The organism is Tateyamaria sp. syn59 (assembly GCF_007995245.1).
Lineage (GTDB): Bacteria > Pseudomonadota > Alphaproteobacteria > Rhodobacterales > Rhodobacteraceae > Tateyamaria.
The window spans coordinates 364,928-381,851 of sequence record NZ_VCBA01000002.1 but is presented as its reverse complement, the minus strand read 5'-3'; the positions used below and the strand labels follow the sequence as shown (position 1 = coordinate 381,851).

General features: G+C 62.0%; 17 protein-coding genes and 1 riboswitch. Of the genes, 15 read left to right on the top strand and 2 right to left on the bottom strand.

Annotation, left to right across the window (positions count from 1 at the left end):
* Positions 1-109 precede the first annotated feature (109 nt).
* From FD715_RS05195 to FD715_RS05180, 4 genes are all read left to right on the top strand, one after another.
* Positions 110-490, top strand: a complete 381-nt coding sequence (locus tag FD715_RS05195) for a GFA family protein (protein ID WP_147106222.1) — start codon at positions 110-112, stop codon at positions 488-490.
* Positions 491-543: 53 nt separating this feature from the next.
* Positions 544-2,073 (top strand): cryptochrome/deoxyribodipyrimidine photo-lyase family protein, encoded by a 1,530-nt coding sequence (locus tag FD715_RS05190; RefSeq protein WP_147106219.1) that lies wholly within the window; start codon positions 544-546, stop codon positions 2,071-2,073.
* Positions 2,073-2,225, top strand: coding sequence for a DUF2256 domain-containing protein (locus FD715_RS05185; protein ID WP_189799407.1), 153 nt, complete (start codon positions 2,073-2,075; stop codon positions 2,223-2,225). Before FD715_RS05190 ends, FD715_RS05185 begins: the two co-directional genes overlap by 1 nt.
* Before the next feature lie 410 nt (positions 2,226-2,635).
* Positions 2,636-3,445: a glycosyltransferase gene (locus FD715_RS05180; protein WP_147106213.1), complete on the top strand. Its 810-nt coding sequence runs from the start codon at positions 2,636-2,638 to the stop codon at positions 3,443-3,445.
* Positions 3,446-3,454: 9 nt separating this feature from the next.
* Here FD715_RS05180 and FD715_RS05175 read toward each other — a convergent pair whose 3' ends face one another.
* Positions 3,455-4,195, bottom strand: a complete 741-nt coding sequence (locus tag FD715_RS05175; RefSeq protein ID WP_147106209.1) for an FkbM family methyltransferase — start codon at positions 4,193-4,195, stop codon at positions 3,455-3,457.
* 188 nt (positions 4,196-4,383) lie between these two features.
* Positions 4,384-4,601: riboswitch (cobalamin riboswitch) on the top strand.
* A gap of 121 nt (positions 4,602-4,722) precedes the next feature.
* Between FD715_RS05175 and FD715_RS05170 the strand changes: the two genes are divergently transcribed.
* The 8 genes from FD715_RS05170 (at position 4,723) to FD715_RS05135 (ending at position 12,244) form a co-directional block, all read left to right on the top strand.
* Positions 4,723-5,118: a DUF1636 domain-containing protein gene (locus FD715_RS05170; RefSeq protein ID WP_147106207.1), complete on the top strand. Its 396-nt coding sequence runs from the start codon at positions 4,723-4,725 to the stop codon at positions 5,116-5,118.
* Positions 5,115-5,918 carry an ABC transporter ATP-binding protein gene (locus FD715_RS05165; RefSeq protein ID WP_147106204.1) on the top strand — a complete coding sequence of 268 codons (804 nt, stop codon included), beginning with the start codon at positions 5,115-5,117 and terminating at the stop codon, positions 5,916-5,918. The genes FD715_RS05170 and FD715_RS05165 overlap by 4 nt, the downstream gene beginning before the upstream one ends.
* Positions 5,915-6,850 carry an ABC transporter substrate-binding protein gene (locus FD715_RS05160; RefSeq protein ID WP_147106201.1) on the top strand — a complete coding sequence of 312 codons (936 nt, stop codon included), beginning with the start codon at positions 5,915-5,917 and terminating at the stop codon, positions 6,848-6,850. The genes FD715_RS05165 and FD715_RS05160 overlap by 4 nt, the downstream gene beginning before the upstream one ends.
* 4 nt (positions 6,851-6,854) lie before the next feature.
* Complete coding sequence (locus FD715_RS05155) at positions 6,855-7,910, top strand: iron ABC transporter permease (protein WP_147106198.1); 1,056 nt, start codon at positions 6,855-6,857, stop codon at positions 7,908-7,910.
* A 168-nt stretch (positions 7,911-8,078) separates the two neighbouring features.
* Positions 8,079-10,220 (top strand): malate synthase G, encoded by a 2,142-nt coding sequence (locus FD715_RS05150; protein WP_147106195.1) that lies wholly within the window; start codon positions 8,079-8,081, stop codon positions 10,218-10,220.
* Between the two features lie 105 nt (positions 10,221-10,325).
* A complete protein-coding gene (locus FD715_RS05145; RefSeq protein WP_147106192.1) occupies positions 10,326-10,751 on the top strand; it encodes a heme-binding protein in 426 nt (141 codons plus the stop codon).
* Between the two features lie 111 nt (positions 10,752-10,862).
* Positions 10,863-11,642 carry a gamma-glutamyl-gamma-aminobutyrate hydrolase family protein gene (locus FD715_RS05140; RefSeq protein ID WP_147106189.1) on the top strand — a complete coding sequence of 260 codons (780 nt, stop codon included), beginning with the start codon at positions 10,863-10,865 and terminating at the stop codon, positions 11,640-11,642.
* Positions 11,643-11,677: 35 nt separating this feature from the next.
* Positions 11,678-12,244: a transposase gene (locus FD715_RS05135; RefSeq protein WP_147106186.1), complete on the top strand. Its 567-nt coding sequence runs from the start codon at positions 11,678-11,680 to the stop codon at positions 12,242-12,244.
* Positions 12,245-12,278: 34 nt separating this feature from the next.
* On the opposite strand, the gene FD715_RS05130 is transcribed toward FD715_RS05135, so the two are convergent.
* Positions 12,279-13,046, bottom strand: coding sequence for an SDR family NAD(P)-dependent oxidoreductase (locus FD715_RS05130; RefSeq protein WP_147106183.1), 768 nt, complete (start codon positions 13,044-13,046; stop codon positions 12,279-12,281).
* A gap of 174 nt (positions 13,047-13,220) precedes the next feature.
* Here FD715_RS05130 and FD715_RS05125 point away from each other — a divergent pair, with 174 nt between their 5' ends.
* From FD715_RS05125 to FD715_RS05115, 3 genes are all read left to right on the top strand, one after another.
* Complete coding sequence (locus FD715_RS05125) at positions 13,221-13,673, top strand: isoprenylcysteine carboxylmethyltransferase family protein (protein WP_147106180.1); 453 nt, start codon at positions 13,221-13,223, stop codon at positions 13,671-13,673.
* Positions 13,674-13,819: 146 nt separating this feature from the next.
* Positions 13,820-15,394 carry a Re/Si-specific NAD(P)(+) transhydrogenase subunit alpha gene (locus FD715_RS05120; protein WP_147106177.1) on the top strand — a complete coding sequence of 525 codons (1,575 nt, stop codon included), beginning with the start codon at positions 13,820-13,822 and terminating at the stop codon, positions 15,392-15,394.
* Between the two features lie 15 nt (positions 15,395-15,409).
* Positions 15,410-16,906 carry an NAD(P)(+) transhydrogenase (Re/Si-specific) subunit beta gene (locus tag FD715_RS05115; RefSeq protein WP_147106174.1) on the top strand — a complete coding sequence of 499 codons (1,497 nt, stop codon included), beginning with the start codon at positions 15,410-15,412 and terminating at the stop codon, positions 16,904-16,906.
* Positions 16,907-16,924 lie beyond the last annotated feature (18 nt).

The window sequence follows — 16,924 nt, the reverse complement described above, 5'->3', positions numbered from 1 at the left end:
CTTCAATGGCTGTTGACGGCCCGCGGCTGGCTTCGGCGATCCGGGGCCGGTTGCGCGCCTGTCTTGCCCATGCCATGCCACAGCTTCGGTTGGCGATAGGAGCGCGGTCATGGAACTTAGATACACCGGCGGCTGTCTGTGCGGGCAAGTGCGCCTTGTCGCCACTGGCGCACCGGACCGGGTGGGCATCTGCCATTGCCTCGATTGTCGCAAGCATCACGGCGCCTTGTTCTACGCGGCCGCCATTTTCCCGGAAACTGCCGTGCACATCACCGGAACGTTCTCCGAATATGAGGGCCGCGCCTTTTGCCCCCATTGCGGCAGCTCAGTCTTTGCCCGCAGTGAGGGCGAAATTGAAGTTCATCTCGGTGCCTTTGATGCGCCAGATCAGTTTGTCCCTCAGTATGAATTGTGGACCGAGCGCCGCGAGGCGTGGCTGCCCGCCTTCGATGGCACGCTCTGCCATATCCGCGACCGTGACTCCGACTGAGTGCGGCACCTTGTGATCTTGGCGCCACGCGCCAACGACCTAACTGCCAGCGCATGACGACAGTTGTGTGGTTCAAACGGGATCTGCGGGTGACGGATCATCCCGCCTTGGCGCAGGCCGCCGCGCGTGGCGCTGCGCTGCCGTTGTATGTGTTCGAGCCCGAGTATTGGGCTCAGCCCGACGTCTCGGGGCGCCAGTTCGACTTTTTGTGCGAAAGCGTGACCGCGCTGGCTGATGAACTGGCGGCACTGGGTGTGCCGCTGGTGGTGCGGGTCGGGCGCGTTGTGGATGTGCTGACGGATCTGCATGAAAGTGCAGGTTTTTCCGCCTTGGTCAGCCATGAAGAAACGGGGAACGCATGGACCTACGCCCGCGATCTTGATGTCGCTGCCTGGTGCAGTGCAAACGGTATCGTATGGACCGAATTGGCGCAGTCCGGTGTGGTGCGGCGCCTCAACGGTCGGGACGGCTGGGCCAAACAGCGCAACGCTTTTCTGCGCCAGCCCCAAGTCGATGTCCCCGCGGGGATAACCGGTCCGGCGCTGCCGTCGGATCAGGTGCCGCGCCTTGTGGCCGAAGATCATTGCCCGGAGCGGCAGCGCGGTGGGCGGGAGATGGCGCTGTCGTTGCTGGGATCGTTTCTGACCGAGCGGGGGCAAAGCTACCGCAAGGACATGTCGTCTCCGGTCACGGGCGAGTGGTCGTGTTCGCGCCTGTCTCCCTACCTCGCTTTCGGTTGTCTGTCGGGCCGTGAGGCGAGCCAGGCCGCCGCAGCGCGCCAGCGCGAGGTGAAGGGCACGCGTGAAGGGTGGGGCGCGTCGCTGAAATCCTTTCAAGCGCGCCTCGCGTGGCGCGATCACTTTATGCAGAAGCTTGAGGATGAACCGGCCTTGGAGCAACGCTGCCTGCATTCCGCTTATGAGGATATGCGCCCGAAGGTGGCGGATGCAGAACGCCTCGCGGCGTGGGAGAAGGGCGAGACGGGGCTGCCCTTTGTCGATGCGTGCATGCGTTACCTTGCGGCGACGGGGTGGATGAACTTTCGCATGCGGTCGATGCTGATGGCTGTGGCCTCCTATCACCTGTGGCTCGACTGGCGGGTGACGGGGCTGCATCTGGCACGGCAGTTCACTGATTTCGAGCCTGGCATTCACTGGCCGCAGAGCCAAATGCAATCGGGCACGACCGGGATGAACACCGTGCGGATCTATAACCCGGTGAAACAGGGCAAGGATCAGGATCCAACGGGCGTTTTCACCCGCCGCTGGTGCCCTGAACTGGCGGCGGTTCCGGACGCGTTTTTGCAGGAACCTTGGACGTGGGAGGCGGCGGATACGGTGCTGGGCAAGACCTATCCTGCGCCGGTGATTGACGTGCTGCAGGCCGCGCGGGAGGCGCGGGAGAAAGTGTGGGCGGTGCGTCGCGGCGGGGCGTTCAGGGAAGAGGCCAAGCGAGTTGTTCACAAACACGCCAGCCGCAAGGATCCACAGGGACATTTCGTGGATGATCGCAATCCGCGCAAGGCGCGGAAAGGGGCAACATCCGCGGCCAAGGACACGCGCCAGATGGGGTTTGAGTTCTGATGGGGCGGATGCGGAAAAAGGCAGACTTGCCAGAGAAGATGTGTCCGGTCTGCGATCGTCCGTTCACCTGGCGCAAGAAGTGGGAGAAGGTCTGGGAGGAGGTCAAATACTGCTCGGACCGGTGCCGGATAGAAGCGAAAAAACGCGGCTAACTTGGCGAGTACGGGATTTGTCCCCGCGGGGACAGGCTGTTCGGTGCGGGCACGGTATTTTTATCCATTTGTGAAAGCCGTTCCGTATCAGGCCTTTGACCCTGCGCGCGGCGTATTTGCCGGATTTTAACCACGGCGCGCACATGCTGCTGACCGAAGCCAGGCGGTCGGCACGGTGATGCGCGCGTAGGCTTTGAACAGTGCCTATATCCATCTTGCCAGTGCCGGGCGGCGTTGTGTGGATCAGTTGTGCGCAGGCGTCCCAATTGGTGTGACGGACAGGCGTGCAGCGCGACAGGGTTATCGCTTGTGTTGCGCAGATCCGCCGATTGTCGAGGGTATCTCCCAAAAATAGCCACAGAACGCCCTGCGCCATTTTCAACCTTTGGTTAATGATTTATTAATGGGTCATGCAGGTCGTGTTCCAAATGCGCTATTCGTATTTCGGCAAGTCTGGCTGGCGCTCTCGGGCGAGCCGTGACCCTGCGCGGCTGTTCAGTGAAGAGCGGCTGAAAAAGCGAGCCTACTTCTTTGAAAAGATCGCGCTGGCCAGCCTGGCATCACAGCAGGACGAGGATTTCAAACTGGTCTTGCTGTCCTCGGCCGGATTGCCGGAACAGCACAAGACGTATCTCACCGAGATCTGTAACGACACGCTTGGCGCGCATCGCACGCACGTGATCTTCCGCCCGCCGCAAAAGGCCGGGCGATGTTTTCGCAAGCACCAGCACGAGACGCTGAACACCGAGGACTATACAGCGCAGATCGTTCTGGATGACGACGATGCGGTGTCATCCGATTTCGTGGATGTCATGCGGCGCGAGGCGCTGGCGATGACGTCGCTCTTCCGGGCCGAAGACGACTATTGCTACCTGTCGCAGGCACAGGGTCTGTCGGCGGTGTTTGACAACGGCACCTGTAAGCTTCTGCACCGCACCGTGCCGTTCAATACGCAGGGTCTGATGTTGGTGGCTCGGACACAGACACAGCGCAATCCATTCTTTACGGCACACAAGCGGATCGGGCAGCGCCATCCGGCACGGGCGATCTATGGCCGGGTGCCGTATTTCATCCGCGCGGTTCACGATCTGAACGACAGCCGGACCATGTTTGGCGATGATCTCGTGCAGCCCGACGAGATGGCAGATGTGACCGCGCGCTTTCCGATGCTTAATGCGCTGTTGGCGGATCATGCGCCGATCGCCCTTGCGGCTGAGTGATCCAGCGCTTCAGCTCGGTTTCAGCAGGTAGTTCCGGTTCTTCTTGTAGCGTTGCGTGCACGAGAGGACGTCATAGCCCGTCGCCTTGCACCAGGCGTGAAAGGCGTCATCGTTTTCGAGATCGACCTCGACCATGAAGTGCGGCTTGCAGCGCGCGGCGGTATCCTGCAACCCGTCGAGCACTTTCATCTCCATGCCCTCGACGTCGATTTTTACAAAGGCCGGTGTTTCGTTCTTTAGCACATCGTCCGCGGGCAAAACGGTCAGTCCGCCTTTACCGGTTTTTTGCAGCCGCGCAGCGCCCAGGTTCCGGGTCCGCTTTTGAACGGCATAGCCGCTGTCCGCGCTGTCGGACAGGCCGATGCCCAGATGCGACAGGTCGACCATGTCATCCAGCCCGTTGAGCAGGACGTTCTGGATCAGCAGGCGATAGGCGGCCGGGTTCGGCTCGATCGGGATGACCCGTGCAGCCCCCAGGAAGGCGGCAACAAAGAGCGTATGGTTCCCGACATTTGCGCCGATGTCTACAAAGGTGCCGCCCTCGGGGAACACGGCCTCGATCTCTTTCAATTCGGAAAGCTCGTAGAAGACCCCCTTGCGGTGATGGCGCTGGATCGGGTCGTTTTCCATGTCTGTGCAGAAGACGATTCGACGGTCGCGGAACCGGGTGTGCGTCAGCTGCACGTTTTCGGCCTGGACGGGGCGGCCCAGGCGCAGGCGCTTGTGGAGGCGGGTGATGTCCGGTGTCATGTGTGGCGCGGGCCTATTGGGTGTGAGATGGACTTACACCATTCATGCCGTGACCAGAAGGCGTTGCGCCGCAGGACATGCAATGCCCGGTTCTGACAGGTGCGCAATAAAAAGGGCAGGGAAATGTGCACCTTGGTCGTGATTGCGCCCAAGGTGCATGATTTTGCATTGACCTGCTCATGTCATTTGGGTCACGTGGAGAAGATGGTTCTTGGACGGCTTATGCCGGACGAGATGAAAAGGGAACGCGGTGCGGTGCTGTTTTGGTGCCAAATCCGCGACTGCCCCCGCAACTGTGAGCGGAGAGCGACCCCGACACGGACCACTGGATGCCGCAGCGTCCGGGAAGGTTCGGGGAAGCCGTGACCCGCAAGTCAGGAGACCTGCCATCACCGGCGCATGGTGTGTGTCGGCAACTCAACTCGATGCAGGCGGGGCGCCTGGTCAGGAGCACAAGATGGCACAGCGGTTCTTGCCGCCACGACATGGTTCTGTTTCCTCGGCCCCTCCCATAGTCGGAGGGACTAATGGACCATCGCATTACAATCTGCACATCGTGCAAGCACAAGGGCACACAGTGTCGGCCCGGATATGAGCTGATCGAACGCTTGCGCGCCGCGATCGCTGATGCAGGCGATTTGGTGGCGGATGATTTCGAGATTTCCGGCGTGGCCTGCATGGCGGGCTGCGATAGGCCGTGCACTGTCGCCTATCATGGGACGCGCAAGGCGACGTATCTGTTTGGTGACATTGATCCCGAGACGGATATTGACGATCTTTTGGCCTTTGCCCGGCAGTACGCGGTGTTAGAGGACGGGTGGTGTTCGTCCGTGGATCGGCCCGGAAAGCTGCGCCAGACCACGCTGGCCCGTGTCCCCGCCGCCATCGTGGCCATCGAAGAGACTGCGGTGCGCGCGTCGTGAGCACGGCAGCGGACCTGTCGGTGCGGGATCTGTCCTGGGCGCCCGCGCGTGGCGGCACGCCGCTGCTGCATCCGACATCGTTTGAATTGCGGGCGGGACGCGTGCTGGGCGTCGTGGGGCCCAACGGGGCGGGCAAGACGACCTTGCTGCGCTTGCTCTACCGCTTTCACAAGCCGCGTACGGGGACGGTGTCGATTGGCGGCGATGACATTTGGCACCTGTCGGCCCGCGCCGTTGCGCAGCGGGTGGCTGCTGTCTTACAGGAGCACCCGAGCGATTTTGCCCTGACCGTGGCCGAGATCGTCGCGCTGGGCAGGACGCCGCATCGCCGCGGGTTTGGCGGGTCGGCGGGGGCGCGGGACCGCGACGTCATCCATGCTGCGCTGGCCCAGCTTGATTTGCACCGTTTAGCGCACCGGCATCTGGGCACCTTGTCGGGCGGTGAGCGGCAGCGCGTCATGGTTGCGCGTGCACTGGCGCAGGAGCCGCGGCTGTTGATCCTGGATGAGCCGACGAACCATCTGGACATTCGCCATCAGCTGGAGGTGCTGGACCTGATCCGTACCCTGCCGCTGACCATTGTGACGTCACTGCATGATCTGAACCTGGCTGCGGGCGTTTGCGACGATGTGCTGCTTTTGGACGCCGGGGCCTGCATCGGCTTCGGGCCGCCCAGCGACGTGCTGACTGAGGCGGCACTGTCCGGCGTGTTCCGCGTGGATGCGCGGCGCGAGCGTCTGGCGCCCAGCAATGCTGACCATCTGACCTTTCACCTCTCACACAAGGAAACCCATCTATGAAAACCGTTCTTTTGGCATCCGCCGCCGTGGCCTGCCTGGCGTCTGTTGCTGCGGCCGAAACCACAGTGCAAAGCTGCGACCGAACCGTCACGTTCGACGCGCCGCCGGAGCGGGCGATTTCCAATGACGTCAACCTGACCGAGATGATGCTGGTGCTGGACCTGGCCGACCGGATGGTGGGTTACACTGGCATTTCCGGCTGGAAAACGCTGGATGAAGAGATGCGCGCGGGTGTCGAGGAATTGCCGGAGTTGTCCGAGAAGTATCCGTCGAAGGAAGTGCTGGTTGGCGCCGACGCCGATTTCTTCTTTGCCGGGTGGAACTACGGCATGAAGGTCGGCGGCGAGGTGACGCCGGAGACGTTGGAGCCCTTTGGCATCAACGTCTATGAACTCACCGAAAGCTGCATTCACATCATGGAGAAGGACAAGGCCAGTATCGAGGACATGTATGCCGACCTCATGAACCTTGGCCGAATCTTTGACGTCGAGGACCGGGCGGTTGCGCTGGTTGATGGCTACAGGGCGGAGCTTGCCGCATTCACCGAGGAGCTGGGCACCGGGTCGCCGCTGCGCGTCTTTGTCTATGACAGTGGAGAGGACACGCCCTTTACCGCTGGTCGCTATGCGATGCCCACGGCGCTGATCGAGGCGGCGGGTGGTGTGAACATCATGGATGATTTCGAGAAAAGCTGGGCGACCGTGACGTGGGAAGAGGTGGTGGAACGCAACCCCGAGGTGATCGTCATCGTCAATTACGGCGAGGTGACGGCGGAGCAGAAGCGCGATTTCATGATGTCGAACCCGGCCTTTGCCGATCTGGATGCGGTCAAGAACGACCGGTTCGTGACGCTGGAATATGTCGAGGCGACACCGGGGCCGCGCAACATTAAGGCCATCAAGACACTGGCTGACGCCTTCTGGGGTGAGTGAGCCCATGACGGCGGACGTGGGCACTCCGGTTCGGACGCGGCGTAGGGGCGGCACAGTCGCCTTTGTCCTTTGCGGTATGACCCTTTTGCTCGCGTCGCTGTCTGTTGCGATTTCCGTAGGGGCCGTTGCGGTGCCCGCGGGCACTGTCTGGGGCGTGTTTCTGAACCGGCTGTCGCTGGGGTTTGTCGAGCAGACCTGGTCGCAGGGGCGGGAGGCGATTGTCTGGGACATCCGCTTTCCTCGCGCGCTGCTGGCGATGATGGTAGGCGCAGGGCTGGCGCTGGTGGGGGCCAGCTTGCAGGCCGTGACCCGCAATCCGCTGGCTGATCCGCACCTATTGGGCATCTCGTCGGGTGGCGCCTTTGGCGCCATTCTGGCGCTGTTGCACACGGGGCTGTTTCTGGGGCTGCTGACGGTCCCGCTTTTGGCCTTTGCGGGGGCGCTGGGTGCGACGGCAATTGTACTGGCCGTGTCGCGTTTTGCTGATGCGACAAGCGCGGACCGGTTGGTTCTGGCAGGGGTGGCCGTGTCGTTCATCGTGATGGCTGCGGCCAATGTGCTGATCTTTCTGGGCGATCCGCGCGCCACCCACACGGTTGTGTTCTGGATGCTGGGTGGGCTTGGGCTCGCGCAATGGGACCAGCTGATCTATCCGCTGGTCATTCTGGTTGTGTGCGGGGCGTGGCTTGTGTCCCGTTCGACGGTGCTGAACGCCATGACCGTGGGGGACGAGACGGCGTCGACCCTGGGGATTCCGGTGGCGCGGTTTCGCCTGATCGTCTTTGTGGTGGGCGCGTTGATCACCGGGGTCATGGTCGCTTTTTCCGGGATCATTGGATTTGTCGGACTGATGGTGCCGCATGTGGTGCGCATGATCGTTGGCGGGGATTACCGGCGTGTGCTGCCCGGCTCCGCGCTGGTGGGGGCCATCCTGCTGCTGTGGGCCGACATCGCGGCACGGACCGTCATGGCGCCCGAGGATATGCCGATTGGCATTGTGACCGGGCTGGTGGGCGGCGTCGGGTTCATCTGGCTTCTGGCGCGCAAACGCACCGCCTGACAAAGCTGGCATCTTTGCTGCTTTTGCGGGCTGTATCAGCGGCATGTTCCGGCTTGTTTTTGATCGCCCACCTATTTTGGTAAAATTCTTTGACCAGTGATGTTTACGATAGGAAACAAATTCTCTAAGCCTTGCCGAAACATGTGTTTCCCAGACCCGGAGAGCCCAATGACCGCTTACGTAGACCGCAGCAATCTGAAGGTCGCAGACAGCCTTGCACAGTTCATCGAGACCGAAGCCCTGCCGGGCACAGGCGTCCCGTCGGCGGACTTCTGGGCCGGGTTTTCTGCGCTGGTACATGATCTGGGGCCGAGGAACCGCGCGTTGTTGCAGAAGCGCGCGGACATTCAGGCGCAGATTGACGCCTGGCACATCGCCAACCGCAGCAGCGATCATGATCCCGCCGCTTATCGGGCGTTTCTGGAAGAGATCGGCTATCTTGTACCCGAGGGCCCAGATTTCGAGATTGAGACGGCCAATGTTGACCCCGAGATTGCCAGGACCCCCGGCGCGCAGCTTGTCGTGCCGATCATGAACGCGCGCTTTGCCCTGAATGCGGCCAATGCGCGGTGGGGCAACTTGTATGACGCGCTCTACGGCACGGACGCGCTGGGCGATTTGCCGAAGGCGGGCGGGTATGATCCGGCGCGTGGGGCGCGCGTGATTGCGTGGGCCAAGGCGTTCCTGGACGACGCTCTGCCGCTGTCCGGCGGGAGCTGGGCCAATGTAACGGCGCTTTCCGTTGTTGATGGTGCTCTGGTGCTGCAGGGGGCAACGCTGGCGGATGCGTCGCAATTTGTTGGCTACGGCGGGGATGAGGAGGCGCAGACCTATCTTTTCCGCAACAACCACCTCGCCATCGAGATTGTCGTCGACCGCAATGATGTGATTGGCGGCGATGATCCGGCAGGCATTGCGGCGGTGAACCTCGAATCCGCGCTGTCCACGATCATGGATTGCGAGGATAGCGTGGCCGCTGTCGATGCCGAGGACAAGGTGCTCGCCTATGGCAATTGGCTAGGCCTGATGAAGGGCGATCTGGAAGAGAGCTTTGAGAAGGGCGGCAAGGTCATCACGCGACGGATGGCTGGCGACCGCAGCTACACCGCGCCTGATGGCTCGCCCCTGACCGTGAAGGGCCGCAGCCTGATGCTGGTCCGGAACGTGGGCCACCTGATGACCAATCCCGCCATCCACGACAAGGACGGCAATGAGGTGGGCGAGGGGCTGATGGACGCCATGATCACCACCCTGATCGCGATGCATGACCTGAAGAAGTCTGAGGGGCTGCGCAACTCGGTCTGCGGCTCGGTCTATGTGGTGAAGCCGAAGATGCACGGGCCGGATGAGGTCGCCTTTGCCGACGAGTTGTTTACCCGCGTGGAGAAGGTGTTGGGGCTGCCGGCCAACACGGTCAAGCTGGGTATTATGGACGAGGAGCGCCGGACGAGCGCGAACCTCAAGGAGTGCATCCGCGCGGCCAAGGCGCGGGTTGCCTTTATCAACACTGGTTTCCTTGACCGGACCGGGGATGAGATCCACACATCCATGGAAGCGGGGCCGATGGTGCCCAAGGGCGAGATGAAGGGCGCGGCCTGGATCGGCGCCTACGAGGATCGCAATGTGGACATTGGGCTGGCTTGTGGGCTGAAGGGGAAGGCGCAGATCGGCAAGGGGATGTGGGCGATGCCTGACCGTATGGCCGAGATGCTGGAGGCCAAGATCGGCCATCCACAGTCCGGCGCCACTTGTGCTTGGGTACCATCGCCGACCGCTGCGACGCTGCACGCTACGCATTATCACAAGGTTGATGTGATGGCCCGTCAGGATGTGCTGAAAGAGGGCGGCGCGCGGGGAACGCTTGAGGATCTCCTGAGCATTCCTGTGGCAACAGGCCGCAACTTCTCGGACACGGAGATCACGCGTGAGCTGGAGAACAACGCGCAAGGCATTCTGGGCTATGTCGTGCGCTGGGTTGATGCGGGCGTGGGCTGTTCCAAGGTGCCGGACATCAACGATGTGGGTCTGATGGAGGACCGTGCGACCTGCCGGATTTCGGCGCAGGCCATGGCGAACTGGCTGCACCACGGTGTTGTGAACGAGGATCAGGTGATGGCCGCCATGAAGAAGATGGCCGCGGTCGTGGATCGGCAGAACTCTGGGGATGCGGACTATATCCCGATGGCGCCCGGATTTGACGGCGTGGCGTTTCAGGCGGCCTGCGAGCTGGTGTTGCAGGGGCGTGCGCAGCCCTCGGGCTATACCGAGCCGGTGCTGCATGCGCGCCGTCTGGAGTTCAAGGCAGCCTGAGCCACCGGTTGAGAGTGCGAGTGTGAGGGGCCAGCCCCTCACACTCCCCGGGATTTTTTTGAAACAGGGAAGAAGACCGGGTTCCGGTCTGTCAGGAGAAGACACATGGCAATTTCATTGCGCAAGGCGCGGACCATCATTCGCAAGGCTTTGGAGAAAGGCAGGGAGATGGAGTTAAAACCGCTGACCGTCGTCGTGCTGGATGCGGGCGGGCATGTGCAGGCCTGCGAGCGCGAGGATGGGGCAGCACCCGGTCGGTTCGCGATTGCGCAGGGCAAAGCCTATGGCGCGGTGATGCTGGGCATGGCGGGCACGGCGCAGATGGCGCGTGCCGAACAGCAGGCGTATTTCATGACGGCGGTGAACGGGGTGTATGGCGGGCAGGTGGTGCCGGTGCCAGGCGGTGTGCTGGTGCGCGACAAGAAAGGCGCGGTCATCGGCGCAGTGGGCGTCACCGGCGATACCTCCGACAATGATGCCGCAGCAGCCGTGGCCGGGATCGAGGCTGCGGCATTGGCGGCGGAAATTTAGGCATGTCCGCGACCTGCGGCTTTTTGCACAGGGGCTTGCGCGTCCGTTTGTCTGGTCCGGGCGCGCTGGCGTGGGCTATACCCGTAAAAACGCAGCGGCGCAGAGGACCATATGGCCCGTCCCATCATCGGCATCTTTTCGAACCATCACGTCATTCACGACAGCTATGAGGTGCAGGCGACAGGCCTGATCAATATCTCGGCGGTGGCAGATGTGGCGGAAGGTGTGCCCATGATCATTCCGTCCGAACCTGCCAGTGTGCGTGTCTCGGACCTGCTGGAACATTGCGCGGGCTTCGTCTTTACCGGCGGGCGCGCCAATGTGCATCCTGAGGAATACGGCGAAGCGCCGACCGAGGCACATGGTGACTTTGACCGCAACCGTGATGCCATCACGCTGCCGTTGATCCGCGCCTGTGTGGAGCGTGGCCAGCCGATCCTTGGGATTTGCCGCGGCTTTCAGGAAGTGAACGTCGCCATGGGCGGCTCGCTATATCCCGAAATCCGGGATCTGCCGGGGCGCGACAATCACCGGATGCCGCCCGAAGGGACGTTGGAAGAAAAATTTGCGCTGCGCCATGAGGTGACCTTTTCCGAGAATGGGGTTTTCCACCAGTTGATGGGACGGCAGTCGGTGCCCACGAACACGCTGCACGGACAGGGCATCAAGCATCCCGGTCCGCGGGTGGTGGTGGATGGCCATGCGCCGGATGGCACGGCAGAGGCCATCTATATCGACGGCGCGCCGGGCTTTACCCTGTCGGTGCAGTGGCACCCTGAATGGAACGCGAAATGCGATCCGGTATCTCGCCCGCTGTTCGAAGCCTTTGGTGCGGCGTGCCGGGACTGGGCCGACGGAGGTCGGGCGCGGCCGGTACTGCGGTCAGCTTAAGCGGCCGTTAACCACAGTGCGGGCAGGGTAGACCCATGCCCCGCGACATTCGCTCTGACCGCCCCGATGTCATCTGTTTCTTCACTGTCCGTGCCGCGCGCCGTGGCACCGACCTGTTCCTGCGCGAGATTGATCCGCTGCGCGGGGCAATGCGCAAGGCCAAGGATCAGTACCCGTTCGAGATTTCCGAGATCGTTGTTCTGGGCGACGTGATGCACACGCTATGGCGGCTGCCGCCGGATGACGCTGATTTTTCAACCCGTTGGCGCATGGTTAAAAGCCTGTTTTCGCGCAGCGTTGACGCGCCGGGCGATGTGAGCGGACAGCGCCTGTGTCCGGGCGAAAAGGGGCTGTGGCAGCGGCGGTTCTGGGAACATGCGATCCGGGATGCCGACGACCTGGCAGCACATCGACATATGATCTGGACAGCGCCGGTGCAGGCGGGGCTGGTGAACCGGCCCGAGCAGTGGGCGCATTCGTCAATCCACCGTGCCATTTCCCAAGGTCAGTTCAAACCCGGTGGCCCTGTCGGTCGCGCTTACATGCCCTTGGGCGGGCGCACGACACGTGCGCCTTACTATGCCGGTGTCGAGACGCGCTAGGGGCCGGCAGTCGTAAGGCGGATCCTGCTTCGCCCTACGCGGTTTGCCCACCCGCGATCTGAATGGTTTGGCCATTGATGCTCTGTGATCCCGGGCCAACCAGCCAGAGCGCAGCGGCGGCGACCTCATCGGCGTCGATGAGGCGCTTGTGGCGGTTTGCGTCGATCATCAACTGGCGTGCGGCTTCGGCGCTCATTCCGGTACGTTGCGCGATCGCCTCCTGGTTCCGGTCGACAATGGGCGTATCGACATAGCCGGGACACAGCGCATTAAAGGTGTATGGCTTCCCCATGTACTCTTCGCTCAGCGACCGGATCAGGCCAATAAGGCCGTGTTTCGATGCGGAATACGCGGCTGCGCCCGGCAGGCCACGCAGACCTGCGATGGAGGACACAGCGATCACGCGGCCCCAATCTGTCTCCAGCATACCCGGCAGGCAGGCCTTGATGGTCAGGAACGCGCCGTCCAGATTTGTGGCCATGATGTTCTGCCAGAATGCCAGGTCGGTCTTGGGCACGGTGCGCCCTTCTGCGATGCCAGCGTTGGGCACGCAGATCTGCACCGGACCGCGCGCTGCGATGGCGGTTGAAACTGCATCCTGAACGGAGGCCTCGTCACGCACGTCCATCCCCACGCCGTGGATCCCCGCGCCCGAGACGTCGTCGAGCACCGCCTGCCGCCGCCCGGTTATGGTCACTTGTGCGCCGCGGTCTGCGAGCGCGCGCGCAATGGCAAGCCCGATGCCCGTGCCACCCCCTGTGACCAGTGCGTGCTTGCCCGCAAGCGTCGATTGATCGGTCATGGGGTCGCGTCCTCTGGCATGTTCCGTTTGCATCAGACTGAGGCGCCGATGCCGAAGGATCAATCACAATTTTCCGTTTGCGGTGGCCTTTGGTCGCGGTCTCACCAAGTGTCGTTGACACTTTGGATACGGGCACTTTTCTATCCAATCACACTCGGGCAACCCACTTTTGAAATGACCAATCTGTTGCACATACCACCGGTTTGGCTTGTGATCTGCGTGTTCCTCGCGTGGTGCCAGGGTCGCTATTTGCCCCTGGGTATGAGCGTGGACCATCCGGTGACACATGCAATGGCCGGTTTGATGATTGGTGCCGGTCTGTTGCTGATCATGGCGGCACTGCTGGCGTTCTGGCGCAACAAGACCACCGTTATTCCGCACCAGACACCGGAGCGGTTGATCACCGACGGCATTTTTGCGCGTACACGCAACCCCATCTATCTGGGCGATGCGCTGTTGCTGGCGGGACTGACCCTGCGGTTTGATGCGGTGCCGTCGCTGGTGCTGGTCCCGATTTTTGTCTGGTGGATCGAGCGTCAGTTCATTGTCCCTGAGGAGGACCGGATGCGCCGCACCTTCAGGGCCGAATTTGCGCGCTACGAACAAAAAGTGCGTCGTTGGGTCTAAATTTTTGCAAATATTACTGCCGTGACGTTGGAGCACTTCTTGTAACTTCCATACGTGTTGGGTAGTGGACACCCTCAGGCGCTGCGCCACATAGCCTTTGGGTCTTGCCCGAAATTGACTGCCACGAACGGACGGGGGTTCTTCGAATGAAGATCGGAACACCAAAAGAGATATTTGAGGGAGAGCGCCGCGTTGCCATGACGCCCGAAAGCGCTGCTGCCCTGCAAAAGCTGGGCCATGAGTGTGTGGTCGAGACGGGCGCAGGGGCCGAGGCGGGCTTTGCCGATGGGGACTACAAGGCGGCAGGCGTCGAGGTGGTCAAGACCGCTGCGGCCCTGTGGAAAGCGGCTGATGTGGTCGCCAAGGTGCGCGTGCCCGACGCGACCGAGATGAAGCGGCTGCGGGAAGACCAGACGCTGATTTCGTTCTTCAGCCCCGTGGCAGACGAAGACAAGATGCAGGCGGCCGCCAAGAAAGGCGCGACTGTCATCGCGATGGAGATGATCCCCCGGATCAGCCGTGCGCAGAAGATGGACGCGCTGTCGTCCATGGCGAATATCGCAGGCTACCGGGCTGTCATTGAGGCTGGCAACAACTTTGGCCGTTTCTTTACCGGTCAGATCACCGCGGCGGGTAAGGTGCCGCCGGCCAAGGTGCTGGTTGTCGGTGCAGGCGTGGCGGGTCTTGCCGCGATCGGCACATCTACTTCCTTGGGGGCCATCACATACGCCTTCGACGTGCGGCCCGAAGTGGCGGAGCAGGTTGAATCGATGGGCGCCGAGTTCGTCTATCTTGATTTCGAGGAAGAGCAGCAGGACGGCGCGTCGTCTGGCGGATATGCGTCCGTGTCGTCACCGGAATTCCGCGAAGCGCAGCTTGCAAAGTTCCGTGAATTGGCGCCCGAGATGGACATCGTCATCACGACCGCCCTGATCCCGAACCGCGAGGCGCCGGAGCTGTGGACCGAGGACATGGTGAAAGCCATGAAGCCCGGCTCCGTCATCGTGGACCTTGCGGCTGAGAAGGGCGGCAACTGCAAGCTGACCGTGGCTGACGAGAAGATCGTGACCGACAATGGCGTGACCATCATCGGCTACACCGACTTCCCCAGCCGGATGGCGACGCAATCGTCGAGCCTTTATGCCACAAACATTCGCCACCTGATGGCGGACCTGACGCCGGAAAAAGACGGTGTCATCAACCATGACATGGAAGATGACGTGATCCGGGGCGCGACCATTGCGCATGCGCAAGAGGTCACCTTCCCACCGCCGCCGCCCAAGGTCGCAGCCATTGCGGCAGCACCCAAGAAGGACGCACCGAAGGAGCTGACCGCCGAAGAGAAGAAGGCCAAGGAACTGGCCGACTTCAAGGCGCAGACCAAACAACAGGTCACGCTGCTGGCCATCGGTGGTGCGCTGGTGCTGCTCGCGGGTCTTTATACCCCGGCCAGCTTCATGCAGCATTTCATCGTCTTTGTGCTGAGCGTGTTCATCGGCTTCCAGGTGATCTGGGGCGTCGCGCACAGCCTGCACACACCGCTCATGGCGGTGACAAACGCCATCTCGTCCATCGTGATCCTTGGCGCACTTATCCAGATCGGATCGTCTTCGGGGGTCATCACCTTCCTGTCGATATTCGCGGTCTTCATGGCGGCCATCAACATTTTCGGTGGCTTCCTCGTGACACGGCGCATGCTCGCCATGTTCCAGAAATCGTAAGTAGGGGCGGGAACTATGGAACTCGGATTTACGACTGCCGCATACGCTGTTGCGGCTGTTCTTTTCATCCTGTCGCTGGGCGGTCTGTCGGGTCAGGAAAGCGCCAAACGGGCCGTCTGGTATGGAATCGTGGGCATGTTCATTGCGGTTGTGGCCACGCTTGTGGGTCCCGGCGCGGGCCTGTGGCTGCTGTCGCTGGTCCTGATCGCGGGCGGTGCCGTTGTCGGCTACCAACTGGCGACCAAGGTCGAAATGACGCAAATGCCGGAGCTTGTGGCCGGGATGCACGCCCTTGTGGGGCTGGCAGCCGTCTTCATCGGGTTCAACGCGCACATCATGATCGGCTATGTTGACAATCATCTGGCCGAGAACGGAGCCGTTCTGGGTGGTGCTTTGGTCGATGGTAATTGGGTGCAATCGGTTGAGAAATCGGTGCTGGAACCCCTGTCGGCCTTTGGTCAACTGATCGCCAAGAAGACGACGGTCGAGATCACGATCCTCAAGATCGAGCTGGTGCTAGGCATCTGGATCGGTGCGGTGACGTTCACCGGGTCCTACGTGGCCTGGGGCAAGCTGTCGGGCAAGGTCGACAGCGCAGCCACCAAGCTGCCGGGCGGGCATATGCTGAACGCCGCGGCAGCGGGTGCATCGCTGATCCTCGCCATCATCTACTTTGCCTCTGGTGGTCTGATCCCGCTGGTTCTGCTGACGCTGCTGGCGCTGTTCATCGGCTGGCACCTGATCATGGGCATCGGCGGCGCCGACATGCCGGTCGTGGTGTCGATGCTGAACAGCTATTCCGGCTGGGCCGCTGCGGCCATCGGCTTCTCGCTCGGCAATGACCTGTTGATCGTTGTGGGTGCGCTTGTGGGCTCCTCCGGTGCGATCCTGTCCTACATCATGTGTAAGGCCATGAACCGGTCCTTTATCAGCGTGATCCTGGGCGGCTTTGGTGGCCCTGCGGGCGAGCAGATGGCGGTTGAGGGTGAACAGATCGCCATCGAGGCGGACGGCGTTGCAACGGCGCTGAACGAGGCCGACAGCGTCATCATCATCCCGGGCTACGGTATGGCTGTGGCGCAGGCTCAGCAGGGCGTGGCCGAGCTGACCCGCAAGCTGCGTGCCGCTGGGAAAGAGGTGCGCTTTGCCATCCACCCCGTGGCGGGTCGTCTTCCAGGGCACATGAACGTGCTTTTGGCCGAGGCCAAGGTGCCCTACGACATCGTGCTGGAGATGGACGAGATCAACGAGGACTTCCCGGACACAGATGTGGCCATCGTGATCGGGTCGAACGATATCGTGAACCCGGCCGCACAGGATGATCCGAACAGCCCCATTGCGGGTATGCCGGTGCTGGAGTGCTGGAAGGCCAAACAGGTGTTTGTGTCCAAGCGCGGGCAGGGCACGGGCTATTCCGGCATCGAGAACCCGCTGTTCTTCAAGGAGAACACGCGCATGTTCTACGGCGATGCGAAGGCGTCCATCGACACGCTGTTGCCGATGATCGACTGATCGACTGGGCGGATCTAG